We start from the raw sequence: 20,699 nt of genomic DNA on the forward strand, positions 1-20,699 counted from the left end.
TAGCAGTGCTAGTCTCCGGGCCGACGGTACGGGTCAGCGCGTCGTCCGTCCAGACCAGGTCACCTCGAAGGGCTCGTGCTCCGAGGCACCGTTGACCTCTGTTTCATCGGCGCATCCCGTGCACTCCGTGTGGTCGGCTTGCTCGCCGTACTGGGCGTGCTCGGCGTGCTTGATGTGCGCGGCACCCTTGTCAGCCCTGATGCGCTGGGCACCCTTGGCACCCTTGGCGTCCCTGGCGTCCCTGGCTCCCTTGCCTGCCGCGGCGGCGTCGGCCTCGGAGTCGCTCCCGGGGCGCGGGACCTGTGCCGGCTCCGTGCCGGGCCAGGGCGCACCGACATCATCGGGGGCGTTGCGGCGGGTGGGCACCTGCGCGCCCGCCGACCGCCGATCGATGGCATCGGATCGCCGGGGCGGCGGACAGTGCGGCTGGGCCTGGGTGCAGTCCATCAACCGGGGCAGCTTGAGCGCGGCCAGCGCACCGAGGAGCAGGAGCCCCGCGCTCACGAGCAGGGTGACGTGGAGACCGTGGACGAAGGACTCCCTGGCCGTGGTGCGCAGCACCTCGCCGGCCGTGCCTCCGAGCTGGTCCGCCATCCGATACGCACCGCCCAGGGAATGGGACGCGGCTTCGCTCGCCGGCTTCGGGACTCCGTTCAGCGACTCAAAGGCAGGAGCGTAGGCGGCGTTCATGACGCTGCCGAGGAGGGCGATGCCCATCCCCGCACCCAGTTGGTAGGAGGTCTCGCCGATGGCCGCCGCGCCGCCCGCGTGCTCGGGCGGAGCCTCGCTGAGCATCGACTCGTACGCCGCGAACAGGGTGGTCTGGAGTCCGAAGCCGAGCAGGATGAAGCCCGAGGTGAGCAGGAGGGGACGATCCTGCTGTCCCATCATCATCAGGAGCAGCACGGCCAGGGCGGTGAGCACGAATCCCCACCCGGCCATCTGGCGCGGCCCCACCCGCCGCAAGGTGTACGAACCGGTGGCCCCTGCGGCCATGGCGGCGAACGTCAGGGGTAGCAGTCGCAGCCCGGTCTCCATCGGACCCAGCCCCAGGATGAGCTGGAGGTACTGGACCGCGATCAGCTCCAGTCCCACCAGCGCGAGCATGGCGAGGACGATGCAGCCCACGGAGGTGGAGAAGGTGGCCGTGGCGAACATCCGCACGTCGATCAGCGGCTGGGTGCGGCGGCGTTGGCGGCGGACGAACAGCGCGAGCAGCACGGCGCCCACCAGGAGGGGCGCCGCCGTCGCGATGTCGAACGGGCCCTGCCCCACACCGAGGCGTTTGACGCCGAGGACCACTCCGAGGACGCCGACCGCGGCCATCAAGGCGCCGAGTACGTCCCAGGGGCCGTCGAAGCCACCCCGGGACTCCGGCAGCAGCCACCGGGCCAGCGGCAGTATCACCAGCATCAACGGGATGTTGATCAGGAAGACCGAGCCCCACCAGAAGTTCTCGACCAGGAAGCCGCCCAGGACCGGACCGGTGGCGGCGCCGACCGCGGCCACCGCGGTCCAGATCCCGATCGCGGTCGCCCGCTCACGCCGATCGGGGAAGACCGTCCGGAGTATCGACAGGGTCGCCGGCATGATCATTGCGCCGCCGACGCCGAGGAGGGCGCGCGCCGCTATGAGTATCTCGGGGGTTTCGGCCATCGCCGCCAGGGCGGATGCCAGACCGAAGATCCCGTAGCCGATCAGCAGGACCAGTCGGCGGCCGATCCGGTCGCCGAGGGTGCCGAAGAGGATCAGCAGGGCCGCGCAGACCAGGGGGTAGGCATCCACGATCCACAGCAGTTCGACTCCGCTGGGGCGCAGGTCTTCGGTGACGGCGGGAACGGCGACGTGGAGCACGGTCGCATCCACCGCGACCAGGAGCAGACTCACGCACAGGACGAGCAGGACGACCCAGCGGCTCCCACCGCCGCCGATGACACGCAGACGCGCCACGGCCGTCGTCGTCCCGGACATGCACTACCTCCCGTGGTTCCCTCGCGCTCGGCGGGCCAGCCGGGAACGGGGACATCCCTCAGGCGGTCCAGGCATCGACGGGCGAGTGATCCGTCAGCGTACGCCAGTTCCAGCCGAAGACATGTGGCTCGCTCCCGAACCGTCCGGGACGAGGTATGTGGCCTCCACCACGCGGGTGCCCACGCCGTCGGTCGTCACACGGCCCGGCCTTGCACAGCGCCGCCCCGACAGTGCCGTGCGAGCCCCGGCCGTAGGGGTAGAGGGCGACAGCGCCGCCACGGGACGGCGCCGAGAGCGCCCGAGAAGAGCATCACCCAAGATGAGAAAGAATTCATACGACTACCCAGGGGCGCTGATTTACACCGCAGAAAGGACATTCGACAGAAGGGTCAGTGCAAATGAGACGTGACCCTTGGGGGATTTTCCCGATGGCCTTGAATATCCCTCATGAGTGAGACCCACTCCACATCACATCGTCATCACAAAGACGCTGGATCGGGCTAGCCAACAGCTCACTCGCTGTAACGTCGATTAGGTGCGTACCGACATCTTCGCCCGCTTGGACCGGGAGCCGGAACCGCCGAAGATAGAGATCCCGCGGATGAGCCGCACCCGTCTCGCCCTCTTCGGCGGGACGTCTGCGTTCTACCTCGCCATCGTCGTGGCCGTGCTGGCCTCGACCTGGCTGGTGATCATCGACTGGAAGGTGATGTTGTTCCGGCCGTATCAGCAGTGGCCGGAGCTGCATGCGTTTCTCGACTACTTCGTGGTACTCGGCCAGCGCGGGCCCACGGCCGTGATGGTCGCCGCGTGGCTGGGTTGGCGCTCCTGGCGTCAGCACACCTTGCGGCCCCTGCTGGTGCTCGGCGTGTCGCTGTTGCTGCTCAACACGACCGTCGGCGCGGTCAAGATCGGCCTCGGCCGACTCGGACCCCACTACGCGACCCAGATCGGATCGCCCGAACTCTTCGCCGGCGGCGATATATTTCCCTCCGGGCACACCGCGAATGCGGTGGTGACCTGGGGAATCCTGGCCTATCTGGCCACCACTCCGAAGACCAGGCGATATCTGTCGGCGCTCTCCGCCACGGTATCCCTCGGTGTCGGTCTCACCACCGTCTATCTCGGCACCCACTGGCTGAGCGATGTTCTCCTCGGTTGGGCCGCCGGCTTGTTGATCTTGCTGGCGTTGCCCTGGTGCGAGCCACTGATCGGGCGGACCGAAGCCTGGATCTTCGGGCAGCGCGAGCAGTGGCGTGCGCGTCGACGGCTCGCCCCCTCGTTGCCGGTCGCATCCGGCGGCCCGCGCGGCGCCCTGGTGCCCCGGAGGCCGGCTCCCGGCTCCGCGGGGGTCCCGGAGACCCCGGTGCGCTCGCCGGTCGCGGCGGGCGGCATGGTGGTTCCCTCGGCGCCCAGCAGCCGGTCCACCACGCAGTTCAGCCAGCCCAGACAGCACGCGGGGCGGGCCGAGCGCGGCGCGGTCTCACCGTCGGGCGGGCGTCGTCCACCGGCCTCACGTGCCACGCGCGGCGGCTGAAACGGCACACCGCGCGCCGAGCAGTAAGGGGTGAGGGCCCGACCACAGGTGGGGGCGGCCGCAACCCCACAAGCATCGCCCGGCGCTGCGCGGGAAAGATACAACCCCCCCGCACCACATGACACCAACCTAAAGCACAACGAAGTTCAGCCGACCCGCCACGTACTCCAGCGTGATCACCGTCCCGGGCGGCAGTGATCTGACGCTGGTCCAGCCTCGCTGCCGGGCTCGCTCCTGCGCATTCTCGACCAGGAGGCCGACATAGGAGTCGGGCGCGTCGTCAGGGCGCGGGGCGGAAGACGGTATGGATGCCATGGCATCCACCGTAGGCGGCAGCGGACGGTGACGGAAGCGGAGCAGTGGAACCGCCTGGTCCGCCCCAGGTCCCCCGGTGGTCACGCTTCTGTCACAGGACGCCGACATACGGCCGTACTGCGCACACTCAATCGAACATGTGAGCAAACACCATTCACGCCGAAATTCAGACCGCTTTGCGTGGCGGGCGGAATTACCACGTGGAATTCGACCGGGGAGACCCCGGGGCATCTCCGTGGAGACACAGAGAATTCACGCCTTCCGCACAGCTTCCCCTCTTTGTATCGGGCCCGGAACCGCTCACGGTCGCGCCGCGCTCCCATCCCCCGTGGCCACCGCTCGATCGACCTCCGCGTCGACGGAGGGCCCCTCCCCCAGCGCGCGGGAGAACCGGTCCCGTGCCCGTCTGATGTACTCGGTCAGCTCGGCCGGCTCGATCACCTCGAAGTCCACGCCCATCAGCAATACGTGGATCACCAGCACCTCCAGGCTCGCCGCCCCGGTCCGCAGCAGACAGCTCCGGTCGTCGATGGGCTCAAGGACGCCGTCGGACGGACCGACCACCTGCGCCGCCTCGGCCATCGGCAGCTTCAATCGAACGATGGCCTGCGCCGCGTACGTGCGGGTGGAGACCCCGGCGGAGACATAGGCGGCGAGGTCCTCGGCAGGGGCAGGCCGGGGTGAGAACCGCGGGCCGTGCGGCGGTCGGGGAGTGATGCGGTCCGCCCGGAAGGTACGCCAATCCGCCCGGTCGACGTCCCAGGCGACGAGGTACCAACGGTGTTCCGTACAGACGAGACGGTGCGGCTCGACCGTACGCCGGGTGGTCGCCCCCGCGTGGTCGCGGTACTCGAAGCGCAGTCGTTCGCTGTCCCGACAGGCGTGCGCCAACTCGACGAGGACGGAGGCGTCCACCGGGGAGCGGGGGGATCGCATCATCGGCACGGTGAAGGCGTTGAGGGCGCCCACCTGGCGGCGCAGCCGGTGCGGGAGGACCTGTTCCAGTTTGGCCAGGGCGCGGACGGAGGTCTCGCCGATGCCTTCGACGCCCTGCCCGGCGGCGGCCCGCAGCCCCACGGCGACGGCTACCGCTTCTTCGTCGTCGAGCAGCAACGGAGGCAGTTGGGCGCCGACGCCCAACTGATAGCCACCGCCCGTGCCGGGGCTCGCGTTCACCGGGTAGCCGAGTTCGCGCAGCCGGTCCACATCGCGTCGGACGGTTCGGGGCGTGACGCCGAGTCGATCCGCGAGATCGGCCCCGGACCATTCGCGGTGGGCTTGAAGGAGTGAGAGCAGACGCAGCAGCCGTGCGGAGGTCTCCAGCATGGGGCAGAGTCTGCCAGCCCTTGCGGACAGCTTCAGTCCGCAAGGGCGAAGGCCGGGAGATCTCACCGGCTCGTTGTGGCTGCCCCCTCGTACGGGGGACCCGCCATGAGAACCGGATGTGCGCCGGACGTACGCCGTGGCCCGCCGAATCGCAGGGGACGACGGGTCACGGCCGTCGGGAGCGGTTGTTCACAGGCCCGAGTGGTCACGCGGTCTTGGCCGGCCTCCTGGCCCCTTTGGCCCGGCGCACCACGTCCCCCACGAAGTGCCGCAGAGCGTACGCGGCGCTGTAGAGCACGCCGCGACCGCGGTGCACGGCGTCCTTCAGGGCGCTGCGCGAACCGTTGTCGCGGGCTTCGGCCATCAGTCGGGTGAAGAGTTCCTCGTGGCGGGCGGCGATCCGTACGGGGTCGAAGCGTTCGGATGCGGCGAGCGCGGCGGCTCCCGTACGTCTGCGCAGGTCCTCGTCGCGCATCAGCTCCAGGAGCGCGTCGGCGACGGCCTCCACATCACCGACCGGGACCAGCCGGCCGTCCACCCCGTCCGAGATGATCTCGCGCGGGCCGTGCGGACAGTCGGTGGAGACCACGGGCAGTCCACAGCGCATGGCCTCGACGATCGTCATGCCGAAGGACTCCCGGGCCGAGGTCACGGCGGCGATCGACCCCTTGACCCACTCCTTCTCCAAGGGGTTGGCGTTGCCCATCAGGAAGACGTGGTCGCCCAGTTGATGGCGTTCGATCAGTGCGGTGAGCGCGTCACGTTCATTGCCGGTCGCGTCGCCGCTGCCGTAGATGCGCAGCTTCCAGTCCGGCTGCTCCACCACAACGCGGGCGAATGCCTCCACCAGGACGTCGTACCGCTTGACCCGGGTGAGCCTGCCGGCCGCGACCACGCACTTGGCGGTGGAGTCGGCCGGCTGCACGGCGGGGGCGGGAACCCCGTTGGGCACCGCTTCGATCCGCACCCCTGGCAGTCGCAGCGCCCGGTAGGCCCGGGCGTCCGACTCGGTGACGGTGGTGACGGCGTCCAGGAGGGGATAGCGGTAGCCGATCTCTCGGCGCAGCCGATAGCTGTGGCTGTCCAGCGTCAGATGCTCCTGGGCGATCCGGATCGGGCCGCGGGGAGCTTCCCTGGCGATGTGGACGTTGAGCCCCGGGCGGGTCCCGATGACGACATCGGCCTGAAGGCCGCGCAGGTACTCCCCGATGCGGGTGTCGGTGAGGACGCTGTACTGCTTGTGGCGTCCGTCCCCCCGTGGGAAGAGCCGTGCTGGCCTCGTGTAGTCGGCGTGGTCGCCGTCGTAGTCGGGGCTCTTCTTCCTGAGGTCGACGAGGTGTTTCATCGTGACGCCCTCGGGCGACCCCATCAGCGGGTCCTCACGATGGCGAAAGACGGATACGACCTCGACGTCATGACGTTCGGCAAGGACCTCAGCAAGATTGAAAGTTGTACGGATCGTGCCGCCGATCCCATAGGCGTTGTGAAGCAGAAAAGAGATGCGCATACGCCGTAGCGTCCGTTCCCCCAGATATCAAATGCGGTCAGGAATGGACTTTACTGGTGCGTCACCTTTGATGGAGTCGCTGGGGGGATCGGTGAGTTGTCGCCCACCGCGCCGGCCGCGGTTACCCACTCATCGTCAAAACAACTTCTGTCAGGGTGTTTTAACGAGACGAAGAACGCCGAAGCCGAGCCCTGCCGTCACACAGGACCCGTACCGCAGCCTCCCGGTCGACCGGCCAACCTCCCGGGCGACCGGCCTCGTCGATCAGCGGAGGGATCCCGGCGCTGCCACCACTTCTTGGACGGTCACCGTCTTCAACCGGCGAGGATCGGGCGGAAGACGGTGACGACACGTCAGAACGTGAGGCGCTGTCCCGGCAGGATGAAGTCGGGATCTGCTCCGATCACCGCCCGGTTGCCGGCGTACAGGGCCCGCCAGGACAGCCCGTGGGCGTCGGCGATGGCCCCCAGGGTGTCTCCGGGGCGAACGGTGTAGTCACCGCTGCGTGCACCGTCGCGCCCACTGCGGTCGGCCGCCCGGTTCACCGCTCGCACATCGGACACCGGCCGCGGCTTGAACTCGGACTTCTTCACGGTCCCGCTCTGGGACTTGGTCTTGGCCGGCTGCCACTTCTGTTGCTTCTGCTGCTTCTGCTGCGCTACGGCCGAGGGAGGGCTGCCCTGGGCACCGGCCCGGACCGAGCAGGTGGGCCAGGCGCCCCAACCCTGCACCCGCTGGACCTTCGTGGCGATCGCGATCTGCTGGGCCCTGCTGGCCCGGTCCGCCGTGGGTGCGTACGCGGCCCCGCCGAAACCCCGCCAGGTGGAGGGCGAGAACTGAAGGCCGCCGTAGTAGCCGTTGCCGGTGTTGATGTGCCAGTTTCCGCCACTCTCACAGCGGGCGATGCGGTCCCACACGCCGCTGTCCGCGGCGTTGGCCTGTCCGGCTGTGGCACTGAGCAGTGCCAGGGGCGCCGCCACCGCGGTGGCGACCAGTGCCGCCACCCGCCGGGGAGTGCGCGGGGAAGCGGGCGTCGAACGGGAACTCGTGAACATCGAATCCCTCTCAAAGGCGCCGGGGTGCCTTGCGACGGCGCGGCCCCACGACGCGTCCGGCGTCGGGAACCGCCCCGCCCAGCCCGCCGAAGGCGGTGGTCGTCGAGGGGGCCGAAGCTCCGTTCGACTCTCCGGTGTTGCAGCGATGGGCCGCACTGGCAATGCGGTCGAGGCGGGCTGTCCCGGGCGGTGCGCTTTGCACAGGGCGGAATCTAGAGAGCGCGACGGGCGGGCGGCAATGAATCGGCGGTCAGGGCAGGCCAGTTGCCGATTACCTCAGGTAACAGCCCTTTCAGGCCACCCACTTCGGCGTTGGATGTGCCGAAATACCGCCCCGTTCACGCGCACCCCTGTGAGTTGGTTCACTGACCAAAACTCTCTGCGTTTACCCATGGTTGACGCAGCGTAGGCAATTTCGTCGATATTTCTGATCGTTGACGGAGTCGATTGGGGCGGGTTCCCTCCGATCTCCCACCGATGTCCACATCGAGCGTGACTCCGACCACACCTCACCGTTGAACTCTTTATGAGCCGGGAACCGCCCGGCACACCCGATCGAGTCCTAGGAGCCACCCGTGATGCTCGACGTCAGCGAGGACGTACGCGCCGAGATCGGAGACCAAGAAGCCGATCGGCTGCTCGCCGGCGAGAACGCCCCGGGCAGCTACGACTGCACCTCCTGCCGCACCCCGGGCGACACCGGCCGCGAGCGCACCAGCACGGTGCTGTTCGTCGGCGAGGAGACCGCCGTCCTCGCCTTCGCCCATGCCACCTGCATCCCCTCCCAGGTGGTCCAGGTCGCCGAAGCCGAGCTCCAGGGCGCCGTCCGATCGATCACCGGCGAGGAGACGGGTTCCCTGGCGTCCCCTTCGACCGATGCCGCCCCGGGGCAGGCCGTGCTCGGGGTCACCAGCGGTCTGATCCTGATCGACGACAACCTCCATCCCGCCCTGGTCGTCGAACCGACCGGGCCCATCGCCCGCCCAGGCACCCTCGGCACGAACGGCGACGAGTTCCTGCCGCTGCTGATCGAACAGGGCTTCCAGCCGGTGCACGACGTCAACCGGCTGCCCGGTCAGCTCCAGGGCTGGTCAGTCCTGCTGGCCATGGGTCAACTGCACGCCGTGCTCCAGCCCGGCACCACCGGGAGCAGCCCGGCCGCCTGGTGGCAGGCGCACCAGCCACTCCAGGTCACCGAGGGCTGGCGCACCGCGGCCAATAAGTCGCACACCGTACTGGTCTTCGCCGCACCGGTCGGCGCGATCGGTCAGCAGCCGCGGGAGGACCTGCTGCGGGACGCGCTGGAGAAGGCGGCGGCGGGCGGTCGACTGGTGGCCGCGGCGATGCCGCTCGCGGGCACCTGACCACCCCTGGGGGGTGTGGGCAGTGACGGGGAGCGCTATGAGTCGTTTGCGTAACGTGCACTCATACGACCCCTCTCGTCAGCCGTACCAGAGCCATATCCCCGGGATGCGTCCCGCGCGTGAGGCTTACACGGGCCACTCCCCCACGCCCATCTATGACGCGCTGTACGCCGAGTACCGCCGGTCGTTCCGGGCCCTGCCCGGCGACCGGACCGGCGAGGAGCACCTCGGATTCGAGTCCTTCGGAACCGGGTTGACCAGTACGCGCGCCCTCCCCAGTGGCGGTCAGCACTATCCCGGCACCGGATGGCAGCCCTACCCGTTCCCTCGCCCCGCCCACGTCGGGCACTATCCGGCCGCCCTGCCGCCCGGGCCACGCCGGGGCGTCTGAGGCGCCGACACCCAACAGGCCGGCACGAGCATTGCCCCGGCCCCCTGCTCAGGGGTCCGGGGCAATGCTCTGTCATGCCGTCGGAGCGGCGAAGGTCACTTCTTGCGACCGCGCTTCTCCCGGACCCGGACCGAGAGGTGGATCGGCGTGCCCTCGAATCCGAACTCCTCGCGCAGCCGGCGCTCGATGAAGCGTCGGTAGCCGTGCTCCAGGAAGCCGGAGGCGAAGAGGACGAACCGCGGCGGCGCGATGCCCGCCTGGGTGCCGAAGAGGATGCGGGGCTGCTTGCCACCACGGACCGGGTGCGGATTCGAGGCGACGATCTCGCCGAGGAAGGCGTTCAGCCGTCCTGTGGGGATCCGGGTCTCCCAACCACCCAGCGCCGTCTGGATCGCCGGGACCAGCTTCTCCATGTGGCGGCCGGTACGGGCCGAGACGTTGACCCGCGGTGCCCAGGCGATCTGGGCCAGCTCGGTCTCGATCTCGCGCTCCAGGTAGTAGCGCCGCTCCTCGTCGAGGGTGTCCCACTTGTTGAAGGCGATGACCATGGCACGGCCCGCCTCCACGGCCATCGTGATGATGCGCTGGTCCTGGACGCTGATCGACTCGCTGGCGTCGATCAGTACGACGGCGACCTCGGCCTTCTCCACGGCGGCAGCGGTGCGCAGAGACGCGTAGTAGTCCGCACCCTCCTGGAGGTGCACCCGGCGGCGGATGCCTGCGGTGTCGATGAACTTCCAGGTGACGCCACCGAGCTCGATGAGCTCGTCGACCGGGTCACGCGTGGTGCCCGCCTGCTCGTTGACGACGACCCGCTCCTCGTTCGCCACCTTGTTCAGGAGGGACGACTTGCCGACGTTCGGGCGGCCGATGAGGGCGATCCTGCGCGGGCCGCCGACGGCGACGCCGAAGGTCTGTGCGGGCGCATCGGGCAGCACCTCCAGGACGGCGTCGAGCATGTCGCCCGTACCACGTCCGTGCAGCGAGGAAACGGGGTGCGGCTCGCCGAGACCGAGCGACCACAGTGCGGTGGCGTCCGCCTCGCCGCTCTGTCCGTCGACCTTGTTGGCGCACAGCACGACGGGCTTCCCGGCGCGGCGCAGCAGCTTGACGACGGCCTCGTCCGTGTCGGTGGCCCCGACCGTGGAGTCCACGACGAACACCACGGCGTCGGCCGCCTCGATGGCGTACTCGGCCTGGGCGGCGACGGACGCATCGATCCCGAGGACGTCCTGCTCCCAGCCGCCCGTGTCGACGACCTTGAATCGGCGCCCCGCCCATTCCGCCTCATAGGTGACGCGGTCGCGGGTGACTCCGGGACGGTCCTCGACGACGGCCTCACGGCGACCGATGATGCGGTTCACCAGAGTCGACTTGCCGACGTTGGGGCGGCCGACGACGGCGAGTACGGGCAGCGGTCCATGACCGGCCTCGTCGATCGCGCCCTCGACCTCCTCGGCGTCGAAGCCCTCTTCCGCGGCGAGCTCCATGAACTCCGTGTACTCGGCATCGCCGAGCGCTCCGTGGTCGTGCTGGTCGTTCATGAAGTCCGTTCCTCACGAGATCATCGTGCGGCTACCGCCGCGTGGCGGACCGCGTTCGTGCGGTCCCTGCTCAAGTCTTAACCGGTGCGCCCGGTGGCGCGCCTGGCGTTTTCCAGATGGGTGGCGAGCCGCTCCTGGATGCGTACGGTGGCCTCGTCCAGCGCCTTGCGGGTGCGCCGGCCGCTTCCGTCACCCGCTTCGAAGGCGTCTCCGAAGACCACGTCGACCCTGCCCCGCAACGGGGGGAGGGCCTTGACGAGCCGCCCGGCGCGCCCGGCGCTGCCGAGGACGGCGACCGGGACGATCGGCGCCCCGGTGCGCACCGCGAAGTACGCGAGTCCGGCACGCAGCGACGCGAAGTCGCCCTCGCCCCGAGTGCCCTCGGGAAATATGCCGAGGACGCCACCGGCCTCCAGTGCGCCGAGCGCACCGGTGATGGCCGTGCGATCAGTGCTCGAACGGTCCACCTTCAGTTGGCCGATCCCCAGGAGGAAGGGGTCGAGCGGACCGACGAAAGCCTCTTTCTTGATCAGAAAGTGCACCGGTCGGGGGGCGGTCCCCATCAGCATGGGTCCGTCGAGGATATGCGAGTGGTTCACGGCGAGAATCACCGGACCGGCCGCCGGCACCCGCCAGGCGCCGAGCACCCGCGGCTTCCAGAGCCCGTACATCAGTCCGATGCCGATGCGGCGCCCGACGGCCGCGCCCTTGGCGGACGGCACGCTCACCGGGCGGCCCGCTTCGTTTCCACCAGGGCGATCACACGGTCGATGACCTGCTGGAGGGTCAGCTCCGTCGTGTCCACCTCAATGGCGTCGTCCGCCTTGGCCAGCGGGGACGTCTTCCGGCTGGAGTCGGCCGCGTCCCGCTTGATCAGGGCTTCCTTGGTGGCGGCCACATCGGCGCCCTTGAGCTCACCGCTGCGCCGGGCCGCGCGGGCCTCGGGCGAGGCGGTGAGGAAGATCTTCAGATCCGCGTCGGGAAGGACGGTGGTGCCGATGTCCCTGCCCTCGACGACGATTCCCATGACCGCGGAGGCCGCGATGGTGCGCTGGAGGTCGGTGATCGCGGTCCGCACCTCGGGCACGGCGCTGACCGCGCTGACCTTGGCGCTGACCTCCGGGGTGCGGATGGGGCCTGACGCGTCCACACCGTCGACCGTGATCGTCGGGTCGGCCGGGTCGGTGCCGGAGACGATGGCGGGCTTGTCCGCGGCCGTGGCGATGGCGGAGGGGTCCGCGACGTCGACGCCGTTGGTGATCATCCACCAGGTGATCGCGCGGTACTGGGCGCCGGTGTCCAGATAGCTGAGCCCCAGTGCGGCGGCCACGGCCTTGGACGTGCTCGACTTGCCCGTGCCGGCAGGGCCGTCGATGGCGACGATCACGGATTCCACGGTGGCGGACACCTTCCTGAGGTAATGGATCGGGCCTGGCGAGAATGCCGACGTGCCCCGGACAAGGTTACCGATTGCCCGGACCCGTCAAGGACACGCCGATGTCCGCCGCCCCGGACCGTGGGCAGCGGCTGTGCGGGGAACCTCTTCGGCGGTGTCCGGAACGGCTCGTCCACGGCACGCCCGGCTTCCTCGACCGATCCACACCGATCCACACCGATCCACACCTGAGGTCCCCAGGCGATCCGAGGGAGGCGAGCTACTGGCGGATGGACCAGCCCCGCTCCCGCAGGGCTGCGGTGAGGATCGTCGCCGCCGCCGGCTCCACCATCAGTTGCACGAGACCGGCCTGCTGCCCGGTGGCATGTTCGATGCGGACGTCTTCGATGTTGACCCCGGCCCGGCCCGCGTCGGCGAAGATCCGCGCCAGCTCGCCAGGTCGGTCGCCGATGAGCACCGCGACGACCTCGTACGAGGTGGGCGCGGCACCGTGTTTGCCAGGTACGCGTGCCCGACCGTCGTTCCCCCGGCGCAGCACGTCCTCGATGCCCTCCACACCGTCCTTGCGTCGCGACTCGTCGGCGGACTCCAGCGCCCGCAGCGCCTTCACCGTCTCGTCGAGGTCGGCCGCGACCCCGGACAGCACGTCGGCCACCGGGCCCGGATTGGCGGAGAGGATGTCGACCCACATCCGCGGGTCGGACGCGGCGATGCGGGTCACATCACGGATCCCCTGGCCGCACAGGCGAACGGCGGTCTCGTCGGCCTCGCGGAGCCGGGCGGCGACCATGGAGGAGACCAGTTGGGGGGTGTGCGAGACGAGGGCCACGGCACGGTCGTGGGCGTCGGCGTCCATGACCACCGGGACGGCCCGGCAGAGCGCCACGAGTTCGAGGGCGAGGTTGAGGACTTCGGTGTCCGTGCTGGGGGTGGGGGTGAGCACCCAGGGGCGCCCCTCGAACAGATCGGCCGTCGCCGCGAGGGGGCCGGATCGCTCCTTGCCGGACATGGGGTGCGTGCCGATGTAGCCGGAGAGGTCGAGGCCGAGGGCTTCCAGCTCGCGGCGCGGCCCGCCCTTGACGCTGGCCACATCCAGGTAGCCGCGGGCGGTGTCGGTCCGTATGGCGGCGGCCAGCGTGGTGGCGGTGTGTGCCGGTGGTACGGCGACGATCGCGAGGTCGACCGTCGCCTCGGGCGGCTCGTCGGTGCCCGCGCCGAGGGCGGCTGCGGTCCGGGCCTGTTCTTCGTCGTGGTCGGTGAGGTGGACGATCACCCCGCGGCTGGCCAGGGCCAGCGCCACGGAGGTGCCGATCAGTCCGGTGCCGATCACCAGCGCGGTTCTCACTGGGCGATGTCCTTGCGCAGGGAGGAGGTGGCGCCGAGGTACACATGGTTGACCTCGGCGCGGTCCAGGTCCGACTCGATGTGCGCCAGCACCCGTACGACCCGGGGCATCGCACCGTCGACGTCGATCTCCTGGGCACAGATCAGGGGTACGTCCACGATGCCCAGGCCGCGGGCCGCTGCGGCCGGGAAGTCGCTGTGGAGATCGGGGGTGGCAGTGAACCAGACGCTGATCAGATCGTCGGCCACCAGCGCATTCCGCTCCAGTATGGCGGTGAGCAGCTCACTGACCTGCTCGTTCATGTGTCCGGCGTCGTCCCGTTCCAGCTGGACGGCGCCACGGACCGCTCGTACCGCCACATCATCTCCCTTGGCTCCACCGCTGGTGCGGCAGCTCCCTCCAGGGTAGTCAGCCGGCCGGTGGGACGCCGCGGCGACCGTCTCGCGAGACGGGGTCGAGAGCCGGGGTCGAGAGCCGACAGGGGGCTGGGCGTCACAGGGGGCGAAGTGGCGACCGATGTGATCGGTATGTCGATAAGTGCGGTGGTGTGCCCCGGCCCCGGGGTGGAGGCGGGTCGGTGACTTGTCGGTAAGGGCATGGGGCGATGAAACGAGAAGTCGCCTCAACCCTTCCGTAGCCGCTCGGCCCTTTCCCGTAGCCGCTCGGTCCTTTCCCGTAGCCGCTCGGTCCTTTCCCGTAGCCGCTCGGTCCTTCCGCGGCCGATCGAAGCTCACCGCGACCGCGCGGACGGTGCCCCGGAGCGGACGAGCCCATCACCGCCGTGACACCAGCCCCGTGTGATGTCCCCTTCCTGCTCCCGCCGCGGCGGGGCCGTGCGCGGGCGCCGCTGGAGCATCGCCGCCGTCAACCGTGCGCCCGGCGCATCACCCCGTCGGGTGCTGACGCGGCTGTGCGGCGCGCTTCTCCCAGGACCCTCCGGGCGCGAAGATGCACGGGGGCCCTGGTTGACGGCCGAGGAGGCACACGATGACGACAAGGCGACATGTGGTGCTGGCAGCCGGTGCGGTGGCCGGCGCGGCGGCACTGACCACGGGCTGCGGGGGCGATGATTCCCCCGCCCCTTCCGGCACCGCTCAGCGCAGCTCCACCTCTCAGCCGTCCCACGAGCCGACCGGGACGCCGACGCGGACCGGCGACGGGCAGGAGTTGGCCGGGACGTCCCAGATCCCGGTGGGCGGCGGCAAGGTCTTCCCCGGCCCCAAGGTGGTCGTGACACAGCCGACGGCGGGCGAGTTCAAGGCGTTCTCCGCCGTCTGCACGCATCAGGGGTGTCTTGTCGACAAAGTTGCGGACGGCACGATCGACTGCCCCTGCCACGGCAGTCGGTTCAGGGTGGCCGACGGGTCGGTGGCCCGGGGCCCGGCGACCCGTCCGCTGCCGCCCGAGCAGATCACGGTCACCCAGGACACGATCCTGCTGGCCCGGTGAGCCGGAGCGGCCCCCGACCCCGCTGCCGACCTCTTCGAGGACTCGGCGCTTCGGACGAGTGGGTACGCACCGAGGCGGCACCACTTCGGTGACCTGTGTGAAGGGGCCCGTAGCCTTGGGGCCATGACCCCTGAGGACCTGGTGCGCCACCACACCATCTACTCCTGTGTGATGGGGTCGCGGGCCTTCGGTCTGGCCACCGAGGACAGTGACACCGACCGCCGGGGCATCTTCCTCGCACCCACCCCGCTCTACTGGCGGCTGGTCAAACCGCCCACCCATGTGGAGGGTCCCGCGGAGGAACAGTTCTCCTGGGAGTTGGAGCGGTTCTGTGAGTTGGCCCTGCGCGCCAATCCCAACATCCTGGAGTGCCTCCACTCCCCCCTCGTCGAGCACATCGACGACACGGGCCGGGAGTTGCTCTCGCTGCGGAGCGCGTTCCTGTCCCAGGAGGTCCAGCGCACCTTCGTCCGCTACGCCCAGGGGCAGTACGCAAAGCTGACCGCCGGTGTGCGTCTGAGCGGAGCCCCGCGCTGGAAGCCCGCGATGCATCTGGCGCGGTTGCTGATGAGCTGTCGGCAGTTGCTGCGCACGGGGGAGCTCGTCCTCGACGTCGGCGACGAGCGGGACTGGCTCCTCGCCGTCCGTCGCGGTGAGGTGTCCTGGTCCGAACTCGAAGCCAGGATGGCCCGGATCAGCGAGGAAGTGGCCGCCGCCGGGATGACCACCGCCCTCCCGAAGGGGCCGGACCTGGCCCGGGTCGAAGACTTTCTGATCCGCGTCCGCCGCAGGTCAGCCCTCCAGTCTGACCCGCACGACCAGCTCTGAGAGGGCGCGGCGGGCCAGCGGTTCACCGGGCAGCGCTGAATCCCGCTGGGCCTGCTCCAGGACGTCGTGCAACTTCTCCACGTCGTCGTGGACCGCGGCCACATCGAGTCCGATCGCCGGAGCGTGCTCCGCCGCCGCCTTGGCCGCTATCAACTCCGGCAGGTACGAAGGTGCGTCGATCGCCTCGATCAGGGTGGGCAGATGGGCCTGTACGGTCCCGCTGCGCATCAGATGGATGCCGGTCAGCAGGGCGCGGAAGGTGTAGAGCAGCGGTTTCAGTTCGCCGCTCTTGTCGAACAACCGCCACTGCGTGCCGGCGAAGCCCTGGTAGTGGTGTGCGTGGTGGAAGGTGAGGACGTCCGGTGCGAGCGCGATCATCTCCGCATGGACATCGGTGGTGTGGACGACGAGCGGGGACAGCAACTGCTCCAGCACATAGCCGTTGCGCCGAAGCATCAAGCGGACGAACTTCCGTAGGTCGTGTGAGACCAGGTCGAGTTCGACGCCGTCCTGGTCCCACATCCTGGACCGGGTCTCCGTCGGTTCGTCGAGGCCGAGCAGTTCGGCCGCCGGCAACAGATGGGCACCGCGCAGATCCACGTCCGAGTCCCGGGACGGGAAGCCGTACAGGTGCGCCCCGGAGACGGTGGCGAAGAGCAGACGGTCGGGTTGCTCGGCTACGACGGTCGTGAGATCCACCGCCAAGGGTTCGTTCATGGATCAAGCATCCCAGAGCGCCCCCAGCGAGAGCAGTTCGTTGCGGTACTCGATCCGGTCCGCCCACGCGCCGGGCCACGCGCCGGCACCCAGGTGCGCTCCCGCCAGGGCCCCGGCCAATGCGGCGATGGAGTCCGAGTCACCGCGCGTACAGGCCGCCCGTCGCAGTGCCAGCAAGGGTTCGTCGGGAAAGAGCAGGAAGCACTGGAGTGCGGTGGCCAGGGCCTCTTCGGCGATCCAACCGTCTCCCGTGGTCAGACAGGGGTCGGTCTCGGGGCTCGGCCCGCGCAGTGCCGCGGCGACCCGGTCGAGCGCAAGGAGGCAGTCGTCCCAGCCGCGGGCGATGAACTCCTCGGGTGTGGCGTCCCCCGCGTGCGCCCACAGCCGACCGAGCCACTGCTCGTGGTAGCTGGTCCGGTTCTCGTACGCATAGGACCGCAGGGTGCCGACCAGTCCCATGGGTTCCGCGCCGCGCGCCAGCAGGAAGACGGCACGGGCCGTCAGATCGCTCGCAGCGAGCGCGGTGGGATGCCCATGGGTGAGTGCCGCCTGCAACTGGGCCGCTCCCGCGCGCTGCGTTTCGCTGAGCCCGGGGACGAGACCGACCGGCGCGACCCGCATGTTGGCGCCGCAGCCCTTGGACTCGGTACGGCTCGCCTCGGTCCAGTGGAGGCGCTCGTTGTCGAGAAGTCGACATGCGCTCAGGCATGTGTTGCCCGGGGCTCTGTTGTTGTCGGGCGAGTGGTACCAGACGAGGAACTCCTCGCGCAGCGGCTGGGTGAGCCGAGAGGCGTCGAGCGGCCCGCGGTCCGTCGCGGTGCGGACGGCACGCCCCACGGCCAGGGCCATCTGGGTGTCATCGCTGACGATGGCGGGGGTGATCAGCTCCATCTCCCGCCAGGGCCCGCACTTCGCGAGTATCTGCGGCACATCGTTGAACTCGGTGGGGAACCCCAGGGCGTCCCCGATCGCGAGACCGAGCAGTGCGCCGGTGGCGGCCTGCTTGGTGACGGTCTTGGAGGTCGTGTCGAGCGTGGTCATGGCTAGGGTCCTTCCGGTCGCATCAAGGGAGGGTGCAGAGTGGTTGCCGTACCCGCCCGGTAGAGCGCGGCGGGCTTGCCCCGGCCGCCGGTGCGGCGCGGCGGACCGTCGACGGCCTCCACGAAGCCCGGGGTGGCGAGGACCTTGCGCCGGAAGTTGGGACGGTCGAGTTCGACGCCCCAGACGGTCTCGTACACCTGCTGGAGCTCGCCGAGCGTGAAGGACTCGGGACAGAAACTGGTGGCGAGACAGGTGTACTCCAGCTTGGCGCCGACCCTCGCGTAGGCGTCGACGAGGATCCGGCCGTGGTCGAAGGCGAGGGGACGCGTCACTTCGTACGGGGTCCACCGGGCGGCGACGGCGTCACCGCCACCGCGGGGTTCGGGCAGATCGGGCAGTAGCGCGGTGTACGCGACGGAGACGACGCGCATCCGTGGATCGCGGTCCGGTTCGCTGTAGGTGCGCAGTTGTTCCAGATGGAGGTGGTCGACGGCGGGGGCGGTCAGTCCGGTCTCCTCGGCGAGTTCACGGCGGGCCGCGGTCCCGGCCGACTCATCGGGGAGCACGAACCCCCCGGGAAGCGCCCACTCCCCGCGGTAGGGGTCCTCGCCGCGTTGGACGAGCAGTACGTGCAACTGCTGGTCCCGGACCGTGAAGACCGCCAGATCGACGGTGACGGCGAAGGGCGGAAAGGCGTGCGGATCGTACGCGGGCGGTGTGGGGGCGGGCAGGTCGTCAACGGGCGGTGTGCGCATGGGGGCCGGCTCGCCGTGCGGGTTCCGCTGCCGGCCGCCGAGGCCGGCCGCCCCCGGTTCCCGGGCCGTGGGCCCCGGTCCCGAACGGCTCCCCCGCGCTGGCCCCCCGCTGCTCCCGCCCTGCCGGTCCACCATCAGCCGCGCTCCGTGAGCTGGGAGGCGGTCGTCGTCCCGGTGCGGTCCGGGAGCGGGTCGGCGAAGTTCCACCCCTCGTCGAGGAGTGCGTCGACGGCGGCCACCGCGGTCGCCAGACGTCGGGGGTGCGGCCCGCTCAGGCGCACCGTTCGCCGTCCGGTGCGCGTCAGTTCGGTGTCGAACCGATCGGTCATCCAGGGCCGCAGCTCCTCGCCGTCCCTGAGTCCGTCGTCCTCGAAGGGGACCCCTTCGTGGTCGGTGAGGAACCACAGGTGCTGGCGGCCGGCGGCGGCGATCCGCGCCACCTCCTCATGCGTCCCACCGAGGTACCGCTCGTGCCAGATGGTGGTGGCGAAGGCGTCGGTGTCGCAGAACACCACGGGCGATCCCGCTCGGGCGGCCTGCTCCTCCTGCTCCTGCTGCCGTCGGGCGATGAGGGGGAAGTCATCGCTGGTGAAGGACACTTCACTCCAGTGGGCGCCGGGGCGTCGTTCGCGCAGCCTGGCCAGCTTGGCTTCGCTGAACGCCCTGCCGTACTCGGGAACGTAGCGGGTCCGGGCCCAGATCCCACCGCGCTCGCGGTAGTGGTCAGCCAGTGCCCTGGCCAGGGTCGTGGTGCCGGTGGACTCGGCGCCCAGCACCACCACGCGCCGGGCGAGGGCCGCACGGACGGGTGCCCGTAGGAAGTCCCAGTGGGCGACGGGGTCACGGCGGACGGCCGTGCCGGAGACGGGGAACAGGGAGCGTTCGACGTCGACGCACACGGACTCGGCGCCGAAGCGCCGGCCCAGTTCCGTTCCATACGCCTCCGAGGTGAAGACCGCGTCGACCGGTTCGGGGACGGCCGCGCGGAAGATCTCCATGTGCGCGTCCCAGATCGCCGGATCATCGAGGTCCATGGGGACGTCGTCGACGGCGCCCACGACGCGCACTCCAGGGGAGCGGTGGACCTCGCGCAGCCACGCCACCCGGTCGGCGAGGGGGATCGACTCGACCGATGCGGCGCACACGAGGACCGTGAGTCGCTCACAGCGGTCGGCGGCGGTCGTTACCAGGTGGTGGTGTCCGGCGTGCGGTGGATAGAACTTGCCGAGGACGAGTCCGTGCCGATGACTCTTCATGAGCTCACCGCCGCGGGGCGGGAGTCGGCGGGTGCGAGCCCCCGCGACCAGTTGCGCAGTCCGATGACGCAGAGCGTCAGGAACCCGGCGTACAGCAGGGAGGTCAAGTACAACCCCTTGTGGGCGTAGAGCGGAATGTAGATGACGTCGGCCGCGATCCACAGCCACCAGGACTCCAGTCGCTTGCGGCACTGGCCGTAGGTCGCCATCAGGGAGAGCGCGGTGGTGCTCGCGTCCCAGAAGGGGACGGTGGAGTCCGTGGCACGGTCGAGGAGGACGGTGATCGCGACGGTCCCAACCACCCCCGCCGCGCCGAGCCAGATCCACTCGGTACGGCTGGTGCGCCGTACCGGAAGGCGGTCGGTGCCTGGTCCACCCCCGTGGGTCCAGGTCCACCAGCCGTACGCGGCGAGGGTGATGAAGACGATCTGGAGACCGGCGTCGGCGTACAGGCCGGCCTGGGTGAACAGCAGGATGAAGAAGACGTTGTTGGCGATGCCGATGGGCCAGTTGGCGATGTGCTGACGGGCGACGAGCCAGACGCAGAGCGCTCCACTGCCGAATCCGAGGACCTCGGTCCAGCTCACGGCGGTGTCGAGCAGCGTGAACAGCGGCTGCTGCAAGGGGTCCAGTATCTCCGCGAGACTCACGGCCACTCCTTAATAGTCACTCTGACCATAAATGAGGGCGGGGCTCTGCACAAGGGACTTGCGACGCTGGGGTCCGCCGCCCGATGCGGTGGACGCGCAGGTACGCACGGTGCCGGGCCGCCCGGGAGCATGCGAAGAGCCCGCAGCCTCGATGGCTGCGGGCTCTTCTTGAATGAATGCGGGCTCTGACGCCCGGGCGCCCGGCCCGGATGCCAACGGCCTCGACTCGGCCGGCGGTCAGACCCGGCCGAA

At 69.8% G+C, this 20,699-nt stretch carries 20 protein-coding genes; 5 read left to right on the plus strand and 15 right to left on the minus strand.

Features of this window, described 5'->3' with window-relative positions; all coding sequences use genetic code 11:
- Nucleotides 1-33: 33 nt before the first annotated feature.
- A complete protein-coding gene (locus ACFXJL_RS23275; RefSeq protein ID WP_384695284.1) occupies nt 34-1,971 on the minus strand; it encodes an MFS transporter in 1,938 nt (645 codons plus the stop codon).
- A 535-nt stretch (nt 1,972-2,506) separates the two neighbouring features.
- Between ACFXJL_RS23275 and ACFXJL_RS23280 the strand changes: the two genes are divergently transcribed.
- Nucleotides 2,507-3,508 carry a phosphatase PAP2 family protein gene (locus ACFXJL_RS23280; RefSeq protein WP_358878317.1) on the plus strand — a complete coding sequence of 334 codons (1,002 nt, stop codon included), beginning with the start codon at nt 2,507-2,509 and terminating at the stop codon, nt 3,506-3,508.
- 129 nt (nt 3,509-3,637) lie between these two features.
- Here the strand turns inward: ACFXJL_RS23280 and ACFXJL_RS23285 are convergent, their stop codons facing one another.
- From ACFXJL_RS23285 to ACFXJL_RS23300, 4 genes are all read right to left on the minus strand, one after another.
- Entirely contained in the window at nt 3,638-3,823 is a 186-nt protein-coding gene (locus tag ACFXJL_RS23285; RefSeq protein ID WP_384695287.1) for an I78 family peptidase inhibitor, read from the minus strand.
- Between the two features lie 300 nt (nt 3,824-4,123).
- A complete protein-coding gene (locus ACFXJL_RS23290) occupies nt 4,124-5,149 on the minus strand; it encodes a helix-turn-helix transcriptional regulator (RefSeq protein ID WP_384695289.1) in 1,026 nt (341 codons plus the stop codon).
- Nucleotides 5,150-5,354: 205 nt separating this feature from the next.
- Nucleotides 5,355-6,656, minus strand: a complete 1,302-nt coding sequence (locus ACFXJL_RS23295; protein WP_358881444.1) for a glycosyltransferase family 4 protein — start codon at nt 6,654-6,656, stop codon at nt 5,355-5,357.
- Nucleotides 6,657-7,009: 353 nt separating this feature from the next.
- Nucleotides 7,010-7,711 (minus strand): transglycosylase family protein, encoded by a 702-nt coding sequence (locus tag ACFXJL_RS23300; RefSeq protein ID WP_384695292.1) that lies wholly within the window; start codon nt 7,709-7,711, stop codon nt 7,010-7,012.
- A 578-nt stretch (nt 7,712-8,289) separates the two neighbouring features.
- Between ACFXJL_RS23300 and ACFXJL_RS23305 the strand changes: the two genes are divergently transcribed.
- Complete coding sequence (locus tag ACFXJL_RS23305; RefSeq protein WP_358881446.1) at nt 8,290-9,075, plus strand: hypothetical protein; 786 nt, start codon at nt 8,290-8,292, stop codon at nt 9,073-9,075.
- Nucleotides 9,076-9,112: 37 nt separating this feature from the next.
- Complete coding sequence (locus tag ACFXJL_RS23310) at nt 9,113-9,466, plus strand: hypothetical protein (protein ID WP_383543069.1); 354 nt, start codon at nt 9,113-9,115, stop codon at nt 9,464-9,466.
- 95 nt (nt 9,467-9,561) lie between these two features.
- Here the strand turns inward: ACFXJL_RS23310 and der are convergent, their stop codons facing one another.
- The 5 genes from der to aroH form a co-directional block, all read right to left on the minus strand.
- A complete protein-coding gene (der, locus tag ACFXJL_RS23315; protein ID WP_358881447.1) occupies nt 9,562-11,010 on the minus strand; it encodes a ribosome biogenesis GTPase Der in 1,449 nt (482 codons plus the stop codon).
- 77 nt (nt 11,011-11,087) lie between these two features.
- Nucleotides 11,088-11,681, minus strand: a complete 594-nt coding sequence (locus ACFXJL_RS23320; protein ID WP_384644066.1) for a lysophospholipid acyltransferase family protein — start codon at nt 11,679-11,681, stop codon at nt 11,088-11,090.
- A 53-nt stretch (nt 11,682-11,734) separates the two neighbouring features.
- The gene (gene cmk / locus ACFXJL_RS23325; protein ID WP_384644022.1) at nt 11,735-12,418 is read right to left on the minus strand and encodes a (d)CMP kinase; all 684 of its coding nucleotides are present in this window, start codon (nt 12,416-12,418) and stop codon (nt 11,735-11,737) included.
- Between the two features lie 247 nt (nt 12,419-12,665).
- Complete coding sequence (locus ACFXJL_RS23330; protein ID WP_384644024.1) at nt 12,666-13,751, minus strand: prephenate dehydrogenase; 1,086 nt, start codon at nt 13,749-13,751, stop codon at nt 12,666-12,668.
- Nucleotides 13,748-14,110, minus strand: coding sequence for a chorismate mutase (gene aroH, locus ACFXJL_RS23335; RefSeq protein ID WP_329016647.1), 363 nt, complete (start codon nt 14,108-14,110; stop codon nt 13,748-13,750). Before aroH ends, ACFXJL_RS23330 begins: the two co-directional genes overlap by 4 nt.
- A 628-nt stretch (nt 14,111-14,738) precedes the next feature.
- Here aroH and ACFXJL_RS23340 point away from each other — a divergent pair.
- Together ACFXJL_RS23340 and ACFXJL_RS23345 are read left to right on the plus strand one after the other, a co-directional pair.
- On the plus strand, nt 14,739-15,200 hold the full coding sequence (locus ACFXJL_RS23340) for a Rieske (2Fe-2S) protein (protein WP_384695298.1): 462 nt from the start codon (nt 14,739-14,741) through the stop codon (nt 15,198-15,200).
- Between the two features lie 123 nt (nt 15,201-15,323).
- Nucleotides 15,324-16,028 (plus strand): DNA polymerase beta superfamily protein, encoded by a 705-nt coding sequence (locus ACFXJL_RS23345; protein WP_384695301.1) that lies wholly within the window; start codon nt 15,324-15,326, stop codon nt 16,026-16,028.
- Here ACFXJL_RS23345 and ACFXJL_RS23350 read toward each other — a convergent pair.
- The 5 genes from ACFXJL_RS23350 to pnuC form a co-directional block, all read right to left on the minus strand.
- Nucleotides 15,993-16,745: a DNA polymerase beta superfamily protein gene (locus tag ACFXJL_RS23350; RefSeq protein ID WP_358881453.1), complete on the minus strand. Its 753-nt coding sequence runs from the start codon at nt 16,743-16,745 to the stop codon at nt 15,993-15,995. The genes ACFXJL_RS23345 and ACFXJL_RS23350 overlap by 36 nt on opposite strands.
- A gap of 3 nt (nt 16,746-16,748) precedes the next feature.
- A complete protein-coding gene (locus ACFXJL_RS23355; RefSeq protein ID WP_384695304.1) occupies nt 16,749-17,786 on the minus strand; it encodes an ADP-ribosylglycohydrolase family protein in 1,038 nt (345 codons plus the stop codon).
- 2 nt (nt 17,787-17,788) lie between these two features.
- The gene (locus ACFXJL_RS23360) at nt 17,789-18,541 is read right to left on the minus strand and encodes an NUDIX domain-containing protein (RefSeq protein WP_384695307.1); all 753 of its coding nucleotides are present in this window, start codon (nt 18,539-18,541) and stop codon (nt 17,789-17,791) included.
- Between the two features lie 134 nt (nt 18,542-18,675).
- Entirely contained in the window at nt 18,676-19,797 is a 1,122-nt protein-coding gene (locus tag ACFXJL_RS23365) for an AAA family ATPase (RefSeq protein WP_384695309.1), read from the minus strand.
- Nucleotides 19,794-20,447 carry a nicotinamide riboside transporter PnuC gene (pnuC, locus tag ACFXJL_RS23370; RefSeq protein ID WP_384644039.1) on the minus strand — a complete coding sequence of 218 codons (654 nt, stop codon included), beginning with the start codon at nt 20,445-20,447 and terminating at the stop codon, nt 19,794-19,796. The genes ACFXJL_RS23365 and pnuC overlap by 4 nt, the downstream gene beginning before the upstream one ends.
- Between the last annotated feature and the right edge of the window lie 252 nt (nt 20,448-20,699).

The sequence above is a fragment of the Streptomyces sp. NPDC059256 genome (genome assembly GCF_042753785.1).
Classification (GTDB): Bacteria; Actinomycetota; Actinomycetes; order Streptomycetales; family Streptomycetaceae; genus Streptomyces.